Below are 17721 nucleotides of genomic sequence, written 5' to 3'. Positions count from 1 at the left end.
TGGTATAATATCCTACTTATTCGACAATATCTTTTCAGTCCAAACCTTCTCAAATTCTTCCTTAGATATCTTAAGTGGTCTAAACTGAGCATCTAAAGCAATTTCCTCTATCTCAGGCAGTGGGTATTCTGACAAGCCAGAACCCCCGAACTCAACTTCCGTTGTAGCATACCCAATCTTCCCATCTCTAAATATCTCTACCTTCCTTAGCTCGGTTCGGTTCTCATCCATCTCTGAATATATCCTAATTGGTTTATAGCCTGTTTTTTCCTAATTACTCAAGCATTCGAGTGATAAGTAAACTGGATACATTTTAGATAATAAAAATTTCTAGATATTAAATTTGCCTCTTTGCCTGACAATTTCCGAAATGGCCTGGGAACGGCTATTGACGCCCATTTTACGGTAAATACTGTGGAGGTGAGTTTTTACCGTGTCCACGGCCACGTTGGTCATTATCGATATTTCCTTGTTTGACAAGCCCTGGCTTAAGTATTTGAGAATCTCATCTTCTCTCCGAGTAAGATTTTTGTTGTCATCTTTTGTTAGTATGCCTGATAAATTAAAAGAACCTTGGGCTATCCGGATATAGTCCTTAACTAGTTGATCGATTAATGCCGGGTCAATTACCGTTTCACCGCGATAAGCCTGGTGAACGCTTTCCATAAGCTTTTCTTGTGACGCTTGCTTTAATATATACCCAGTCGCCCCGGCTTGCAGGGAAAGCCTGACCGACTCCGCGTCTTCGAATATGGTTAGCATAATTACTTTTATTCCGGGCACAAGGGAGGTAATTTTACGAGTGGCTTCAATGCCGTTCATTTTTTGCATTTTAATGTCCATCAGAACAACATCCGGGACGTTGCGCGTGACGAATTCCAATGCGTCTTCAGCGTTCGAGCAGCAGCCGATAATGTTGATATCCTGTCTAGGCCTCAACATTGCGACCAGGCCTTCCCGGATCATTGGATGATCATCGACAATCAGCAGCTTAATACTGGACACTGTAACACCCCCTAGTTGGCAAGCTGAGTAGGTACCTGGACTGTAACTGTCGTACCCCAGCCGAGCTGGGATTCTATTTTAAAAGTTCCTCCCAACAGGGTGAGCCGCTCCCGGATATTGGCTAATCCCAGGTTTCCGTACGGATCGTCCCGGCTGGGAGGCGTTAAATTGAAACCGGTGCCGTTGTCCTTGACCACAAGCACGGTGTTATCCTCGCCGTTAACCAGGGTAACCTGGACCCTGGTGGCCTGAGAATGTTTGATTATATTTGCCAGGAGTTCCTGGACGATACGGTAAAGCGTCAATTCAACATTAGCCGGCAGCGATAGTATTTGGTTTTCCATTACCAGTTCAAAATCTATCTGGCTCTCTTCCTGCAGCGTGCGGACAAGAGCCTGAAGCGCGGGGCCAAGCCCGTAAGTGTCGAGCATCACCGGCCTCAGGTTGTAAACGATTCTGCGTATTTCCTGAATTTGCTGTCCAAGCAAGCCTTGTATTTTGATTAGTTCGTTTTTATTAGGATCATCGCTGCCGGTGGATATGGCAAGCAACTGAATACGATACCAGATTCCCAGCAGGGCCTGGATGGCCCCGTCGTGGATTTCCGACGCGACTCTTTTGCGCTCATCTTCCTGGATGCAAATCAACTTTTCCAAAAGCTGTTGCAAGAGTTTTTCTTTTTTGGCCAGGGTGTCCACAAGCTTGGTATTTTCCATGGCAATTGAAGTTGCTTTGGCGATTGCGGAAAATATGGTCACTTCTTCCTGGTCAAATTGCTTGTCATGAGCCAACCGGTCCACCTGCATGATCCCGAGCGCGCTGTTTTTAGAAATAAGCGGAATTAGGAGCACTCTTGCGTAAGAAAAATTATTAATGATTTCCAGGGGGAGACCGCTTTCGATATTGTCCGGGGTTAACACCACCGGCTGTTGTTCTCTTATCGCCTTGATAAACGCCGGGTATGGGGCGAGACCTTTTTGCACTCTGAATTTCTTTTTGAGTTCTTTGTCAAAGCTGCCCACGCCGACAGCCGGTATAATTGTCTGATCGGTTTCGTTTAATAGGAAAATAGCGCAGCGGGCGTTGAAAAGATCAGCAGTGATCTGGGAAACTATGTGCAGGATCTGGTTTAAGTTCAGGGTTGAACTGATTGTGCAAACTGTCTCCAACAGAACAGACAGTTTCCTTAAATTCCGGTCTTTTTGCCCGCCGAAAACGGAATCTTGAATAATGTTGACAATATGAATACCAAGAGAAGTGGCTTTGTTTAGATAACTCTGCACTGTCGCGGGTGAGGATTTAAAAACGCCGATTTCCATTTTGCTGGCGGGGTCGCAGGCCCGCAGAATGATAGGTATTGTGGTAAAAGATGAAGGTTGTAATGAATCCATTGTTTCCGTAGGATTATGACTCGCGCCGGACTTGTCCGTATATTTGTTGTAATAAGAGCCTACGGACGGCATTTTTTCACACAAGCCTTTTCTTGAAACCTGCAAGCAGACGGTTTGTTTGTTGCTGACATACAAAATCAACCCCGCGTGCGCAAATTCAAACGAGTCAACGGAAAAGCTTAAAGCTTCCTTTATGGCTGGACATATTTTTTTAATGTTGTTGAAGTTAGTACTGATTTTGCACACCATGAGCAGTTCAGGATTTTCAAGATTGTTGTTGGCCGTGCTAAATTTAATCACCACCCAACGATAAGCTCAATCTCCCTCGGGTTCAGTTAAACTCGACGCTTTGTGCCTCAAGCAGTTCCCTTACTTTTCCTCTGACTCGCTCGTTCTTTGAATAAAGCCTAAAAATTGCCGCTAGATTATGCCCAAAGGACACTTATCCACAAATCAAGAAAAGCATAATTTCCTTAATCAATAAAAAACCTTTCCTTAAACGGAAAGGGCTAATAACAAGCGATAATAAAATGTCTTCCAGAGGAAGACGTAATAATCACTTACAGATCCTAACGGCTCTGCTGCTTATTGTCTCCTTTCCATAAGGGAGGCATGGCCGTTTCCCGCCATACCCTGCGGCCAGCTTGCCATGAGATATATCCTTTAGGCAAAAAGGCTCGGAGAAGTTTTCAATTCTTAGTTTTTCTTTAGAACAATTATAATCACAGAATAAATTGCATGTCAACCAGCATTTTAATTTACTTTTGCTGTCCATCAAAAGGGGTACGGGGCAAAACTCCTAAGAATTAACCTTAATACATTATATTATTTAACCCTTCTCCCTTCCTGCACAGTTTATGCCGTGTGTTTTACCGCCCGTCCAAGGAGTACGAAGGCAATCTCTAAGATGTAACACTTTACCGTTTCATTATTATACTTTTTCCATCCTTTCTAGCGATTTTTTTTATTTGGCCGTTTCATTATGATTTATTTGAGAATAGCCATGTCCTAATTCTGTCGGACGCGGTTATTTACAGGCGCACCGGTATGGTATCAAGGAAATTTAATATGGAGGAGGATGAAGTAATGGGAATGGAAGTTTTTAAGGACATCTATGAAAACCGGCACAAGTATCAAAAGGAGTGGAAGGAGAAGACGGGCAGCAAAATGATCGGGTACTTTTGCACTTACGCACCCGAGGAAATCATGTACGCTGCTGACATCATCCCCGTGCGTATTCTGGGCAGCCACGAACCCCAGAATGTGACCGAGCCGCACATCTTCGGGATGTACTGCCCGTTCTGCCGCGACGTCCTGGCCCAAGGCCTGAAGGGGCGGTATGACTACCTTGACGGGATTATGATTGCCCAGTCCTGTCTGCATGTCCGCCAGGCGTATACCAGCTGGGATCTGCACATACCGGTTGGCTTCAGCTATTATCTGCCCATGCCGCACAGGGTCACTAATGCTGGAGCGAAGCCCTTCCTGCGTCAGGAACTGATTGATTTCAAAAATGCCATTGAGGCGTGGACCGGCAAAACCATCCTTCCGGAGGACATTGACAAAGGGATCGAAATCCTGAACACCACCCGCAGACTGCTGCGGCAAGTTTGGGATCTGCGGAAAGCCGAGAACCCGCCGATTACCGGTCAGGAAGCGATTTACATGGTGCTGGCCTGCCAATTCGGCGACAAGCGCGAAGTCAACAAGCTGCTTGAAGAAGCTCTTAACGAATTGAAAACCCGCAAGATTGACCGTGAAACGGGCAACCGCCTGATGATTATCGGCAGTGAAGACGACGACATCGCTTTCATCAATATGGTGGAAACAATCTGCGGCGCGACTTTCGTGATGGAGGATCACTGCACCGGCTCCCGTTATTTCTGGAACCAGGTAGTGCCTCAAGAAGACCGGTACGCCGCTCTCGCCGCGCGTTATTGCGAACGCCCGCCGTGTCCCACCAAAGACTGGGCGCAGCCGCGCGACCGGCTGGTCTGGGCTCTCGATATGGCGAAACAATGGGGCGTGGAAGGCGCCATTATTGTTCAGCAAAAGTTCTGCGACCCGCACGAACTGGATATTCCCGCGTTCCGCAAAGCGTTTGAGGCAGCCGGCATTCCCACCCTGTTCCTTGAGTTCGACGTCACTGTTCCCCTGGGGCCGTTCCGCATCCGCGTAGACGCGTTCCTGGAAATGCTCAGGCAGGAAGATCTGTTCTAGAGCTTAACCGGCGGCAATCTTAATTAATCGCAGACGGTTATTTATTCTAAGAAACTTTTGATAAATGGAGGTATGGGCATGTCAAAAGGTCAATTGTACCCGACTGAACCCCTGAAGACCTGGGGTCTTGCAAAACAAGCAAGGGAAGATTTTTACCTGGATTACCGTGATTGCCACGCCAAGGGCGGCATCCGCTGGGCAGGCGGGGCCTGGGCGCTGGATGCTCTCACTTACGGCCTGGGCGACGATGTTTTTTCCATTACCAGTGAGCCGTACGGCGCTTCTTGCGCTTTTAACAAAGACATCGCCATGAAATGCATGATGACCACTGAGAAATACGGCTATGCGCGTGACCTGTGCGCGTATATGCGGATCTACTGGGGCTCCGTCCTGACTAAGGGCACTTATCCCTGGGGCGGCGATTATCCCATTCCGGACTTTATTTACCAGGACCATATCTGCTGCAGCCATGCCAAGTGGTATCAAGTAATTGTCGACCATGAGCCGCAGATTCCGATGACCTGCATCGACGTTGCGGCCGGCCCGTTTATGCCGGGCACGGACGTAAAAATAAAACCCCACGCGGTCAAGTATGTTGCCGACCAGATGCTTGAAGCCGCCGAATGGCTGGAAAAGACCACCGGCCGGAAGTTTGACGACGAGAAGTTTATCGAAGCGGTCAAGACCGAGTGCGTCAATACCTCGCTCTGGGCCGATATCTGCGCCTTGAACAAAGCCGTGCCGGCACCGATTGATGAAAAAACCATGTACTCCCTTTATGTTCTCAACACCCTGTGCAAGGCCAACAAGCGTATTACTCCCGTGCTTAAAGAAGTGTATGAAGATGTTAAAGACCGGGTGGCGCGCGGCATCGCCGCCGTACCGAATGAAAAAGCCCGGATTATGTCCGATACCCAGCCGCCGTGGGGCTTCCTGAAAGTCTTCCGTTACCTGGAACGGTACGGCGTGGTGTCGATCGGCTCACTTTATACCTTCGGCTTAATGGGTATCTGGGAAGTTAAAGAAGACGGCACCTGGGGCGGCCGCACCCTGCCGTGGGAAAAGGGCGTTGAAATCAAGACCCGCGAGCAGGCCGCCTATGTTAATGCCGACTGGAACCTGAGCAAGCCCGAATTCCAGCACTTCTATCATCCGAAGTATAAAACCAGAATGATGTCTAGAATTGCCAAGGAATGGAAGCTTGACGGCGTAATGCTCCACTACAACCGCGGCTGCGAAGGTCTGAGCCTGGGGATTGCGGAAAACCGCCTTGGCCTCTTGAAGGCCGGTGTTCCTGTAATGACCTTCGAGGGCAACATGGGTGACGAGCGTGAATTTGACGAAGTCGCCACGATGGCCCGGATCGACGCGTTCATGGAGACCCTTGGCCTGAAGAAGGATTACTAAGGGTTGCTGGAATGATAAGAAATTAAAATAGGCAGGAGGTAATGAAATGATTACGGCCGGAGTTGACGTAGGTAACAAGTATACTAAGGTGGTTGTCGTAAAGGACGGCAAAATTGTGTCGAAGGCAATGGCTGCCACAGGTTTTGACCCGGCGGGTGCGGCTGACGAAGCTTATGCCAAGGCTGTTTCGGAAGCCGGCATCGCCAAGGGAGATGTGCAGAAAGTGTTGGCCACAGGTGCCGGGGCTGTTGAAGCCAAATTCGCCAATGATACTGTAACCGTGGTCAGCGCGGACGCCAAGGGCGCGTATGCGCTGTTCCCCGCGGGGAGGACTGTGATAGACGTGGGCGCGGAAGAAGGCCGGGCGATCAGACTGAATGACGCGGGCAAAATTGCCGACTTCGCCGTTAACGAGAAGTGCGCGGCCGGCGCCGGTTCCTTTACTGAATCAATGGCCCGCGCGCTGGAAGTGCCCCTCGAAGAAATGGGGCCGCTTGCCCTGAAATCAGACAAGAGCATCCCGATGAACGCCCAGTGTGTTGTGTTCGCCGAGTCTGAAGTGGTGTCGCTGGTTCACCAGAAAACATCCAAGGAAGATATCTCCAAGGCTGTGCATGACGCTATCTCGGGCCGGGTTGTTTCGATGGCCCGCCGCGTCGGTGTGGAAAAGGAACTGGTGATGGTTGGCGGAGTCGCGCGGAACGTTGGTTTCGTTAAGTGTCTGGAAAACGGCCTGGACGGACTGAAGGCGACTGTGCTGGATGATCCCGAGTACGTTTCCGCTATTGGAGCGGCTCTGCTTGCGGCCGAGTAGCCTTAAGCGGGTTGATTAGTTAACAATATTTTAACGAATGGGGGTAAACATTGTGGCAGAACAAAAAGAATATTGGCGTTGGACCGAGTCTAGATGGACCAACCCCGATCTGGACTGGAAAAAGGCGAAGATTATCACCGCGGGTGTCGACGTGGGTTCCGTCAGCTCGCAAGCTGTGATTATGTGCGACGGCCAGCTTTACGCTTACGCGAACATGCGCACCGGCTCGAACAGTCCGGACAGCGCCTGGAACGCGTTCAACTGGGCTGTTGAAGGCACCGGCTTGGCTGTTGATGATATCCATTACACTGTCGGCACGGGTTACGGCCGGGTCAACGTGCCGATGGCCAACAAGGCCGTTACCGAGATTGCCTGCCACGCCAGGGGCGCCAACTTCATGTACGGCCCGACGGTGCGCACCGTTCTGGATATGGGCGGCCAGGACTGCAAGGCGATTACTATTGACGACAAAGGCAAGGTGCAGTCGTTTTTGATGAACGACAAGTGCGCCGCCGGCACCGGTCGCGGCATGGAAGTGTTCGCCAACCTGCTGTCGGTTTCCATTAACGAAGTCGGCGATATGTCCCTGAAAGTCGACGAGGAGCCGCCGCCGGTCAGCAGCACCTGCGTGGTTTTCGCCAAGGCTGAGGCGACCGGACTGCTCCGCGCCGGCTGGACTACGGAAAGAGTGCTTGCCGCGTACTGCCTGGCCATGGCGCAGCGGGTTGTGTCGCTGCTTGAACGGAACGGCGTCACACCTGATTTCGCTATCACCGGCGGGATCGCCAAGAACGCGGGTGTGGTTACCCGCCTGGAAAAGCTGCTGAACATGAAAGCCCTGGCACCGAAGATTGACACCCAACTTGCCGGCGCGGTGGGCGCCGCCCTGTTTGCCAAGGCGTTGGTGGAAAAAGGCAAGAAAAAGTAATCATGACATATTTGTGAGAGGTGAAGTCGGGGTGATTGCCAATTACGGTTTTAAAGACGGCGGCGGCGAGTTCTACGTAAGCATCAATACGGATATGTGCGCGGAATGCGCTGACAAGCCTTGCGTGGCGGCTTGCCCGGAGTCGGTCTTCGCTGTAATAGAAGACGATTACGAGGATGAAGTAATTGAAATGGTAAAGGAACACCGGAAAAAAATCAAGTATACCTGCGCCCCGTGCCTGCCGACCGATGGCAGGCGGAACGCGATGCCCTGTGTCGCGGCGTGCGGCAAAGGGGCCATAAAACACTCCTGGTAGGCGGATAAACTTACAAGGTGGGAAAATAGGCAATGGATATGATTAAACTAACTATTGACGGCAATCCGGTGGAAGTCGAGCCTGGAGTCACCCTGTTGGAGGCGGCCCGCGGGGCGGGGATTTATATCCCCGCCCTCTGCTCCCATCCTGACGTGCCGCCCGGCGGTGTTTGCGGGCTGTGTGCGGTGGAACTGGCAGGCCGGGATGATCTGGTCCAGGCGTGTGAAGTTAAAGCAGAGGCAGGCATGGTTGTCCTCACCGGTACAAGCAAAGTTAAAGACTACCGCCGGGATAAGCTTGCGGCCATTATGGCCGGCCACCCGCATAGCTGCCTGACGTGCGCCCAGCGGGAAGGGTGCAGCAGGTCTCAGTGCTCCAGCGGTGTGGCTGAAAAAGAACGTTGCTGTCCTAATCTGGGCAATTGCGAACTCCAGAGGGTTGCTAATTATGTAGGTATTAAATCCGATACCGGGCGGTATCAATATCTAGATTTGCCCGTTATTAGTGATGAGCCGCTGATAGCCCGTGATTTAAACCTGTGTATCGGGTGTCAGCGCTGCCTGCGTGTTTGCCGTGACGTGCGTGGCGTGGACGCATTGCAGCTTGCTGAGATAAAAGGCCGGACAGTCGTGATGCCTAAGGAAGGGACATTAGCTGAGTCCGGCTGCCGTTTTTGTACGGCATGCGTCGAGGTATGCCCGACCGGCGCGCTTACTGACAAGGATATGTCCGGTAAGGCAAATGAAGCTACAATAGTGCCGTGCCGCAGCAGTTGTCCGGCTGGTATTGACGTGCCTGCGTATGTCAGGTACATTGCGGAAGAAAAGTTTGATGAGGCATTGGGTGTGCTCCGGGAAAAAACACCATTTCCGGCTAGCCTGGGAAGGGTATGTTTTCACCCGTGTGAGGAAAGTTGCCGCAGGGGTAGAATTAATGAATCTGTTTCAATTTGTAGGCTGAAAAGATTTGTGGCCGATGAAGATTCCGGCTGGTGGCGCAAACAGCTTAATGCCGCACTGCCGACCGGGCGGAATGTGGCGGTTATCGGAGCGGGGCCTGCCGGCTTGACCTGCGCGTATTATTTAGCCAGGATGGGCCATGATGTCACTGTGTTTGAAGCGTTGCCTGTGGCGGGTGGGATGATGGCTGTCGGTATTCCGGATTACCGGCTGCCCAAGGATGTGCTGGCGAAGGAAATAAAGATAATCGAAGATATGGGCGTTGTGATAAAAACAAATACCCGCTTCGGGAAAGATATTACACTGAATGAGCTGAAAAGAAGAAGTTATGATATAGTATATTTTGCGATCGGCGCACATAACGATCAGAAACTGGGAATACCTGGAGAGGAAATGGATGGCGTAGTTTCAGGTATCAGCATGCTCCGTGACGTTAAATTAGGCAGCGCGCAGGTGCTGAACGGCAAGATCGTGCTGGTTGTCGGCGGCGGAAATGTGGCCATGGATAGCGCGCGTACCGCGCTGAGACTGGGCGCTCAGGAAGTCCATGTAATCTACCGTCGCAGTAAAGAAGAAATGCCGGCCTTAGAGGAGGAGATTTTGGAAGCAGAGAGTGAGGGAGTTATTTTTGACTTCCTGACTGCACCAGTGAGAGTATTAGGGAATGACGGCAAGATTGCGGAATTAGAATGTCAGCGCATGGAATTGGGAGATGTTGATGCCAGCGGGCGCAGGCGCCCTGTGCCTGTAGAAGATTCCAATTTCGTTATGAAAGCCGATATGTTGATCAGCGCAATTGGTCAGGAGGTACAGACAGATTATCTTAGTGAGTTGGGATTAGAGATTGAGCGAGGCTTAATTGTTGTCGACAAGGAAAATGCGTGTACCAGTATACAAGGAATATATGCCGGCGGCGATGCTGTGAGAGGTCCCAAGTCAGTGACTGAAGCTATTGGCGATGGCAGGAAAGCTGCAAAATACATTGATATGGCGCTTGGTGGAGATGGCGAGGTTGAGGAAGAAATCGTTAAAAGAGAAAAACCTGATTTATTTATCGGTAATATGCCGGGATTTGCTAGTTTGAAGCGTCCCGGCCAGGCCAAGCGGCCTTGGAATTCAGCTAATAGGACTGCGCCTTGCCTGGCTGAGGAAGTGGTACTAGCTAAGTTTTCTGAAGTAGAATTAAATATGACTGAAGATATGGCTGTCGGTGAGGCGAACAGGTGCCTGCGCTGCGATCTGCGGTTGTTGTTCAATGAAGTGCCTGCGCCGCCGGATAGCTGGCTGGAATTTAATGAAGAAAATGTTGCTAAAGTGCCTAACTGCGAAGGAGTTTATCAGTTGCTAAATGCCGATAAAATAGTTATCGCGATTGTAGGCACCGCAACGTTGAGAGAAACGCTGGAAGAACAGCTTGAGTCTCCGGGTAACACATGTTACTTTGGATATGAAGAAGATCCAATGTTTACATCGCGGCAGAGCCAGCTCCTACAGATGTTCTTACAAGAATATGGGCATTTACCTGAGGGAAACGGTGAAGATGACGATTTATTCTAAAAGATAAAGGCACAAAAGTCAACCGAGGTTTTTGTGCCTTTATAATGTATCCAATACTGGAAGCTGTTGCAATGCCTTCATTATTGGGTTTACAATAGCCATTCACCCGGCACGTTCCATCATCTCTAATTAGAAGTTGCCCCACTAGACCAACTGCAACCCATACAGGTCTCTTTGAGCGGGGTATATATTCTCTTGTGTTTTGCCATTCAGGGTTCAAAATAGCCTGGCTTTCAATATGCTCTGGAATTATCACTTTTCCACCCTGAGTGGTGCGGGCATGAAGAGCCTCGTCCCAAGGCTGGCGGGCTTTTGCGAGTAAATACACCGGTTCTACACCGACCCGACTAAGTAATGCCCCGTAAAAATCCCGGGGAGTAAGACGCCTCATGCTGAGATAAATCGGTAAATAGACAGCGCTTTCCAAGGTGCTGAACAAGTGCCTGATAAGCATTGATTTGCCGCTGCCTGCTTCACCGGTTAGTACGCCTAGATGGCGGTGCTTTATCATGAGCTTAAGCCGGGCCATAGCTTCCTGATGACCTCGGGATTCATAACATAAAGTAGGATCTAACTTATCGCTCAAGAGACAACCCGGATACCAATCTGCTTTTCTATACAATTATTAAAGGCAGGGCAGGGAAAATGTCGGAGGGCAATGTGGAACGGTTCATACAGCAGTATGCAGACAAAGCCAGAGAATTCTGTCCTGATATACCCCTACATGTGTATCCCCATATGCTGCGGCGAACAAGGGCTACAAATCTGTACCAGAATGGAGTTGAACTTGCGCTTGTCTCCAGGATACTGGGCCACGCTTTTCTCGATACTACCCGGGTATATGCAAAGCCTTCTTTAGCCATGATGCGCGAAGCGATGGACTCTCTTGAAGCTCCCAAGACTAGAGATGAAAAACCACTTTGGGTTGGCTCTGAAGAGGAAATGGCCAAACTGTGTGGTCTTAGGTAAAAAACATAATCCTCAGGATTCAGGCAGAAACTCCGCTGATAACAAGGGTTTTCTGCAAATCCTGAGGATTATATATTCCTGTGGATAAGGCCAGATTGTTGTCCATGGGAATGAGGGGGTTGTTGACAAAGACAGTCAGCCCATCCCAGTTCTTCAGGGCACTGTTTAACACCTTCTGCTGCTGCCAGTGCAGTTTGGGGGCTTCCAGTTCACTGTGAATCGACTTCAGCATTAATTCCAGGGCGCTTTCCAGTCGCAATTGAGCGGCGTGGAATAACTCCGGGGCACCCAGGACAGCGAGCCGCTCATGGTTAAGGCGGTATATGTCGGCAATCCTAGCCACCCAGAGATCCGCCCAGGCTTTCAGGCAGGTCAGGGATTTACCGGCATCAATGAAATCCCGGCGGAAGTGGGACCAGCAGAGCGCTCTCACCAACCCCTTGATGAGAGTTGCCAGTTTGGCGTAGGCAGAGAACCTGTCACAGTTGATGATGCCCCTGGCATTCTCGCTAAAATGTTTCCGGGGGACACTGCTTGAGCGGGACGGATCAAGGATGAACACCACAGTCATGGGAGAGACAAAGACCCACGGCCACCAGTGCCGGCCTTGCTTGTCAGGTGCCTGGACAAAGTGCATCCAGCCGGTTTCGTCGGCATGCCAGTGCTCTTCGTTGCGGTTGACTTCCGCCAGCAAGAGATAGAGGGGCTTCAAGAGCGGCACCAGCTTCTGGAACATGCCGGTCAGGGTGCCCTCGCTGATGGCCAATCCCTGCATCGACACGATCATGGCTATCCGGTGCAGGGGGATCTGAAAAAAGAATTTCATGACCAGGATATGGGCTAGAAAGGCGTTGGAGAATTTTCCCTTGGGTATGACCTGCGGCGGTTTGTCGGCAGTGACAGTTCTGCAGACGGGGCAGGTGCAGGTGCTGATGGCCTTCCGTCGTAAATGCTTCTTGCGTACGAACTTTATTTCATAGTCTATCTCGTAAGAGACTTCATAGAGGTTGGTGATCTTTCGGGGTTTCCCGCAGATAGGGCAAACAAGCTGATCATCCGGGAGTTCATGGATTACTTCGATCTCCGGGAGATTAGGGATATGGCGTCCGTGGCCCTTGTGGCCGGATCTAGCGCCCCGCTTCTTGTCTTGAGTTCGCGCATGATCAATATCACCGTCGTGATCATCTGTTTGTTGAACACTTGCAACTTGTGGCTGCTTTTCAGAGGAACGTCCAAAAATGGTGCTATTGCGCTTGTTGAGCAAGGCCCTTAGGCGCTCATTATCCTCCGCCAACTGTTGCTTTTCTGCGGTGAGACGATCTATCATGCTATCCCTTTGCCTGACAGTTGGACAATCAGTAAAAGAACAAAAGTAGCATGTACAGGCTGGGTCGGATTTTCTTTAATGTGGGTTGATAAAGTGCTCATATCCTAATTATGAACTAAAAAAAGTATCGTGTACAGCCCTTTAATAAAATTTATTATCTCGTTGAGAGCTAATTGCATAATTTCAAGCCCTTGATATATAAGGGTTCCAGAGTCTTAAAAATATGATTTACCCACCATAAGAATGTAGAAAAATGTATTAATAATAGAAAAATAAAGAGGTTTCACCTAAAAGCTTGTAGAAATGTTAATTACCACAAAAAACACCACAAGCGAGGTGAAACCCCGATTATGTATGTTCTAGATGGCGTGCTTTTTCCCTTCGAAATTTTTGTGGAAAACTTCAATGAAGACGATAAAATTTATCAAATACTTTCCATGATTGATTGCAACCCGATTGAAAAACATTTTCGATATAAAGGCTATGAGGCGCTGAAAAATCAGCTATATTCAGGACTCTTGTCTTAAAAAAATTAATGGGGCTAACAGCTACAAAATCTTTGGTTACCTGTTTGTCATACTCACCGCAACTGGCATATTGGTGCGGTTTCAAGATATCAAAAAGGGTTCCATCTGAGAGTACTTTCTCCCGTTTTGAAACTAAAATGACCAGCTTGCAACTCCAGGAGGCACTAAACAGTATTTGTGAGAAGCTGTCGGCTAAATTTCTCACTTTAACTGGTTCCACCGGTCAGGTATTGATTGACAGTACTGATCTACCGGCCCATGAAAAACCTTCCAAGGAAAGCACAACAGGTGCTTCTTTTGGACATCGTACCGCCTCCGCCGGAGAAGACGAAATGTTTTACGGCTATAAATTGCATCTTGCAGCTGTAAACACAGTTAATGGTCCCGCGCCCATTGCTGCCAGGGTGGCTCCGGCAAACTGTTCGGATGTAAACAAGGAAATTATTCCGAAATTAATGAAGGAAGCCTGTGATTTCCACAAGGATGTTCTAGGAGAGTGTTGCAAAACTCCATTAAAAAGCCTACAAAATGCCCATAAAATTTAATAAAGACCAGCCCTTAAGCAGGAAATCACCAGCAGTTTGGCGAAATCTTAAGATATAAAAAGATATAAGGTGGTAATTTAGGATGCTGGGCCGTAAAAAGAATCAAATCAAGTTCACGGATATAGATGTGTTGCAAACATGGGAGCAAAAACCTATAGTCTCGGAAAATAGCCTGTATTACGGTTTATCTCAGGCAAACGAGATTTTTAGAGATGAATTGTTTGCCGATGCATATTCCTTTTCCGGACGGCCCTCTATACCACCCAGCCGTTTAATTAAAGTGCTTTTACTACAATTTTATGATAAAGTTTCCGACCGGGAAGCAGAAAACCGCGCCCGTTACGACTTGCGCTGGAAGGTAGCTTTGGGTATTTCCATCGCAGAATCCGGTTTTAACTACAGCGCCCTTTCCAGATTCCGGGCAAGGTTGTTATTGCATAAGAAAGAACGCACTGCTTTTGAAGAAATATTGAATGCAGCAATAACCAAGGGGTTACTCCCCGGCAATTGCGCCAAACAAATAATGGACTCAACCTATGTACTGGGAGCCGGTGCGGTACAGGATACCTACACCTTAATACGCCTGGCCATCAGTAGATTGCTAAAAGCCCTTGGTAAACGAGTAGACATAAACACACTGCTGTCAAACCCATTAAATATTGACTATAATACCAGAACCAAGCCCAAAATTAACTGGGAAGATCCCAATGAGCGCAACAAATTGCTAAATGAACTATACCAGGATGCCTTGCAGGTAATTGAAACAGCAGAAAAACTGAGACTTACCCCGAAAGAGCAGGAATTAAAAGATGTTTTGGCCATAGTGGCCGTTCAGGATATAGAGCAACAAGCAGACGAGACAGTTAAAATCAAGCAAGGGGTGGCAAAAGATCGTATTATTTCCACCTCCGATCCACAGATGAGACACGGCCGCAAATCCAGCGCCCGCAAATTTGATGGTTACAAAACTCACACTGCCATAGAAACCGATAATAACTTTATAACCGAAATCGAAGTCACACCAGGTAATATTCATGATTCCGAAGCAGCCGCCCCGTTAGTGGACGAATAGCCCGAAGAGCGAAAGCCGGACAAGGTTCTGTGTGATATGGCTTATGGTACAGGCCAAAACAGAGAAGAGATGGAAAAGCGGCAGATTAAAATGATTTAGTTAATAATGGAACAACGTCAACATGAGATCAGCAACCCCGAGGTATTAACAAACATTACCACAGCACCTCTGTCTGCAGTTATATAGGATTATTCTGCCCTAGAGAAAGGAAATAAAAGGAAGTAAGGGTTATAAAACCTTGAATTAAGCCACAAAATACAAAATTTAAACAGTAATTACCAGTATATACCTACATTCTGACTGTAAAAAATTTAAAAAAGATTATTGGCTTAAAAAAATAGGGTTTTTACAACACTCTCCTAGGCTGTAATCCTTCTTATTATCTTATGGATGCCGGTTATGACGCTGCTTTCATATACAGCCAGGCGCTTGACCAGGACGGTCAGGCAATTATCAAGCTAAACCACCGTGGCCATCAGAAGATTTTACAAGGTTTCACAGATGACGGTACTCCCTATTGTCCTGCAGGACACTCGATGGCTTACTACGGAACAGATTATAAAAAACTTATCAACAAGTTCCGTTGTCCCAGAAAATGCGGTCAAGATGTGACGTGCCAGAATGAATGCTGCTGCGAAAGCTCCTACGGTTATATTAAAAGAATATCGATCAAGGATAACCCCAGGCTGTTTTGCAGTCCACACCGCGGCAGCCGGACCAGGAATGAACTTTATGGTAAACGCAGTTCCATTGAGAGGCTATTCTCCGTACTTAAAGGGCACCTCAACATGGACCGGTTGACTAAAAGAGGAATTGAAAAGGCATTCACAGATGTAACGATTTGCCTTATTACATTTCTTGCCGGGACAATCATACAGATTCGAAAGCAAAAAGAGCAAAAGGCTGCGTAAGCAATTGGTGGAACGAGGGTTTATAGTTGTTTGGGTCCGCGAGATATTTTTGCCCTTTTTTAGATGTAATAGAGTTAATTCTTATAAATCTCTTTATATTTGGGTAATTCTTTGGAATCCCATAGCACCAATCCTGACTGTTCCGCAAGCTTTTCTGCATTATGCAATTGGCTCTATTATTTTGAGAGTCTGTTAGGAGAATTTTTTTATCTATTAACTCTTAAAATATCATTTAACTCTTAAAATATATAACTCTTAAAATATCGGTTGACATGTAATTTATTCTATGATTATAATTGTTCCAAGGAAAAGTAAAGAATTGAAAATTTCTCCGAGCCTTTTTGCCTAAAGGATATATCTCACGGCAAACAGGCCGCTGGGTGTGGCGGGAAACGGTCATGCCTCCCTTATGGAAAGGAGACAATAGCGGCAGAGCCTTTCTGTCTAGTTAGTAATAAAATGTCTTCCTCCGGAAGACGTTTTTTATTACCGCTTTATATTACCTTTCCGTTAATGGAAAGGTTTTTTTATACTCAAGGGAAAGGAAGGGACTATCGTGTGGAATACAGTATGCAATAAAGAAGATATTTAGTGTTGGAAATAACTTTTAAGGCGGTTCCAATAAATGGATTTGTCGCAAGTTACTCCTGTTGGGATTGTTCATTCTCCTTATAATAATACGCAAGCTGCCGCTGCGTGACAGCACCCTCCCAGGTAACTTAGGCGTACTCCTCGGCAAGCTCCTTTTTGATCCGGTTTCTTTTTAGGACAGACAGAAGATACACAGAACAAGATAAGGGAGATATAAGCAAGGTGATAAACGCTATTTTAACCCCTCTCAGAGACACGATGCATACCATCTCGTCCGCTTTGCTTTTAGTAGTGGTTGAGTTAAGTGACCTGCTAGGAGGTTGTCCGAGAATTACATTATGCAATGTAAACACCACAATATGTTGATGTTTCTGATGCTGTAATGTCAACATGTAGTTGAAATTGGGATTACCTGTTAATATTTAGACAGGTTACTAGCCGTTTTAGTTAGATTTATGATTTATATGAATTATTAAGTTTTCCTGCAGTTTAAGTTTTAATTTCCAGAGAAATATAACATAAATAGGGGATGTGTTAAATATATGATTATTTCAAAAGATCGTGATAATAAATTTTTAGAAGGTAAATTTAATAATGTATTCGAACCTATAAGTGAAACTTTTTTAGATAGGTGGGCAAAACAAATTAGAGAAGAACTGGAAAATCCAATAAAAAGAATGAGAGAGTTAAATTTAATAATATCTGATTACAAAGACAAAATAGAATTTTTGAAATGGTGCCCTATTCAGTTTAGTGGACTAAGGCAAAAATGTCTAGCAGATTTACAAAAATATAAGGATGAGCTTAAGAAGTTGGAAAATGATTATAAACTAATGCAGGATCTACTTATATTAATTGAACAAGCAAATGATTAATTTAGTGTAGGTGTATATAGAGTGTAGTTAATAATGGGGCTCTGACAACAGCACAGCGAGTAGCAGTAAATAAGATTTCCATTCGTATTTTTGACAGTGTATGCAACACATTTAACCTACATGGAATGCCCTGCCTTTCGGTGGGGCATTCTATTTAGGGTACGTCCGAGATAAATGTAAAATATACGGTTATAGATGGGGTACCGCCAACATTTTAACGAAAATATACGCTAAAACATATTTACCAGCAATTTCTAATTTTAAGTCAATATCTACCATTATTGTATAAATATTTGATGCTATAAGG

General features: G+C 47.3%; 17 protein-coding genes, 2 pseudogenes and 2 riboswitches. Of the genes and pseudogenes, 14 read left to right on the top strand and 5 right to left on the bottom strand.

The window, feature by feature from the left end; translation table 11 throughout:
* Positions 1-12 precede the first annotated feature (12 nt).
* The 3 genes from L7E55_RS16115 to L7E55_RS16105 form a co-directional block, all read right to left on the bottom strand.
* Entirely contained in the window at positions 13-243 is a 231-nt protein-coding gene (locus tag L7E55_RS16115; protein WP_338091245.1) for a DUF6881 domain-containing protein, read from the bottom strand.
* A gap of 87 nt (positions 244-330) precedes the next feature.
* The gene (locus L7E55_RS16110; protein ID WP_277445362.1) at positions 331-1005 is read right to left on the bottom strand and encodes a response regulator; all 675 of its coding nucleotides are present in this window, start codon (positions 1003-1005) and stop codon (positions 331-333) included.
* 11 nt (positions 1006-1016) lie between these two features.
* The gene (locus L7E55_RS16105) at positions 1017-2696 is read right to left on the bottom strand and encodes a GAF domain-containing sensor histidine kinase (RefSeq protein ID WP_277445360.1); all 1680 of its coding nucleotides are present in this window, start codon (positions 2694-2696) and stop codon (positions 1017-1019) included.
* Between the two features lie 276 nt (positions 2697-2972).
* A riboswitch (molybdenum cofactor riboswitch) is annotated at positions 2973-3091 on the bottom strand.
* 391 nt (positions 3092-3482) lie between these two features.
* Between L7E55_RS16105 and bzdN the strand changes: the two genes are divergently transcribed.
* From bzdN to L7E55_RS16075, 6 genes are all read left to right on the top strand, one after another.
* Complete coding sequence (gene bzdN, locus L7E55_RS16100) at positions 3483-4616, top strand: benzoyl-CoA reductase, bzd-type, subunit N (RefSeq protein WP_277445359.1); 1134 nt, start codon at positions 3483-3485, stop codon at positions 4614-4616.
* 78 nt (positions 4617-4694) lie between these two features.
* Positions 4695-6023, top strand: coding sequence for a benzoyl-CoA reductase, bzd-type, subunit O (gene bzdO, locus L7E55_RS16095; protein ID WP_277445358.1), 1329 nt, complete (start codon positions 4695-4697; stop codon positions 6021-6023).
* Between the two features lie 46 nt (positions 6024-6069).
* A complete protein-coding gene (locus tag L7E55_RS16090) occupies positions 6070-6837 on the top strand; it encodes an acyl-CoA dehydratase activase (protein WP_277445357.1) in 768 nt (255 codons plus the stop codon).
* Between the two features lie 52 nt (positions 6838-6889).
* Positions 6890-7765, top strand: coding sequence for a benzoyl-CoA reductase, bzd-type, subunit Q (gene bzdQ, locus L7E55_RS16085; RefSeq protein ID WP_277445356.1), 876 nt, complete (start codon positions 6890-6892; stop codon positions 7763-7765).
* The gene (locus L7E55_RS16080) at positions 7728-8081 is read left to right on the top strand and encodes a 4Fe-4S dicluster domain-containing protein (protein ID WP_277445355.1); all 354 of its coding nucleotides are present in this window, start codon (positions 7728-7730) and stop codon (positions 8079-8081) included. Before bzdQ ends, L7E55_RS16080 begins: the two co-directional genes overlap by 38 nt.
* A gap of 32 nt (positions 8082-8113) precedes the next feature.
* Positions 8114-10597 carry an FAD-dependent oxidoreductase gene (locus L7E55_RS16075; protein ID WP_277445354.1) on the top strand — a complete coding sequence of 828 codons (2484 nt, stop codon included), beginning with the start codon at positions 8114-8116 and terminating at the stop codon, positions 10595-10597.
* Here the strand turns inward: L7E55_RS16075 and L7E55_RS16070 are convergent.
* Positions 10506-11183: an AAA family ATPase gene (locus L7E55_RS16070; protein WP_277445353.1), complete on the bottom strand. Its 678-nt coding sequence runs from the start codon at positions 11181-11183 to the stop codon at positions 10506-10508. The two genes, L7E55_RS16075 and L7E55_RS16070, sit on opposite strands and share 92 nt — an antisense overlap.
* Before the next feature lie 20 nt (positions 11184-11203).
* Between L7E55_RS16070 and L7E55_RS16065 the strand changes: the two genes are divergently transcribed.
* Positions 11204-11566: a tyrosine-type recombinase/integrase gene (locus L7E55_RS16065; RefSeq protein ID WP_338091244.1), complete on the top strand. Its 363-nt coding sequence runs from the start codon at positions 11204-11206 to the stop codon at positions 11564-11566.
* Positions 11567-11585: 19 nt separating this feature from the next.
* Here the strand turns inward: L7E55_RS16065 and tnpC are convergent, their stop codons facing one another.
* On the bottom strand, positions 11586-12638 hold the full coding sequence (gene tnpC, locus L7E55_RS16060) for an IS66 family transposase (RefSeq protein ID WP_277445364.1): 1053 nt from the start codon (positions 12636-12638) through the stop codon (positions 11586-11588).
* On the opposite strand from tnpC, the gene L7E55_RS16055 reads away from it, so the two are divergent.
* The 7 genes and pseudogenes from L7E55_RS16055 to L7E55_RS16025 all read left to right on the top strand — a co-directional run bounded on the left by L7E55_RS16055 (position 12633) and on the right by L7E55_RS16025 (position 17414).
* Positions 12633-12839 (top strand): hypothetical protein, encoded by a 207-nt coding sequence (locus L7E55_RS16055; protein ID WP_277445366.1) that lies wholly within the window; start codon positions 12633-12635, stop codon positions 12837-12839. The genes tnpC and L7E55_RS16055 overlap by 6 nt on opposite strands.
* Positions 12840-13243: 404 nt before the next feature.
* Positions 13244-13420: a hypothetical protein gene (locus L7E55_RS16050; protein ID WP_277445351.1), complete on the top strand. Its 177-nt coding sequence runs from the start codon at positions 13244-13246 to the stop codon at positions 13418-13420.
* Between the two features lie 8 nt (positions 13421-13428).
* A pseudogene (locus tag L7E55_RS17880) lies at positions 13429-13494 on the top strand (hypothetical protein); the annotation flags it as partial.
* 63 nt (positions 13495-13557) lie between these two features.
* A complete protein-coding gene (locus tag L7E55_RS16040; RefSeq protein ID WP_277445365.1) occupies positions 13558-13965 on the top strand; it encodes a hypothetical protein in 408 nt (135 codons plus the stop codon).
* A gap of 82 nt (positions 13966-14047) precedes the next feature.
* A complete protein-coding gene (locus L7E55_RS16035) occupies positions 14048-15037 on the top strand; it encodes a transposase (protein ID WP_277445350.1) in 990 nt (329 codons plus the stop codon).
* A 380-nt stretch (positions 15038-15417) separates the two neighbouring features.
* Positions 15418-15948 (top strand): annotated as a pseudogene (locus L7E55_RS16030) (transposase); the annotation flags it as partial.
* A gap of 317 nt (positions 15949-16265) precedes the next feature.
* Positions 16266-16384: riboswitch (molybdenum cofactor riboswitch) on the top strand.
* 697 nt (positions 16385-17081) lie between these two features.
* Positions 17082-17414: a hypothetical protein gene (locus L7E55_RS16025; RefSeq protein ID WP_277445349.1), complete on the top strand. Its 333-nt coding sequence runs from the start codon at positions 17082-17084 to the stop codon at positions 17412-17414.
* The last annotated feature ends 307 nt before the right edge of the window (positions 17415-17721 follow it).

The sequence above is a fragment of the Pelotomaculum isophthalicicum JI genome (assembly GCF_029478095.1).
Lineage (GTDB): Bacteria > Bacillota > Desulfotomaculia > Desulfotomaculales > Pelotomaculaceae > Pelotomaculum_D > Pelotomaculum_D isophthalicicum.
The sequence above is the reverse complement of the archived record's forward strand: the minus strand, read 5'-3'. Positions and strand labels throughout refer to the sequence as shown.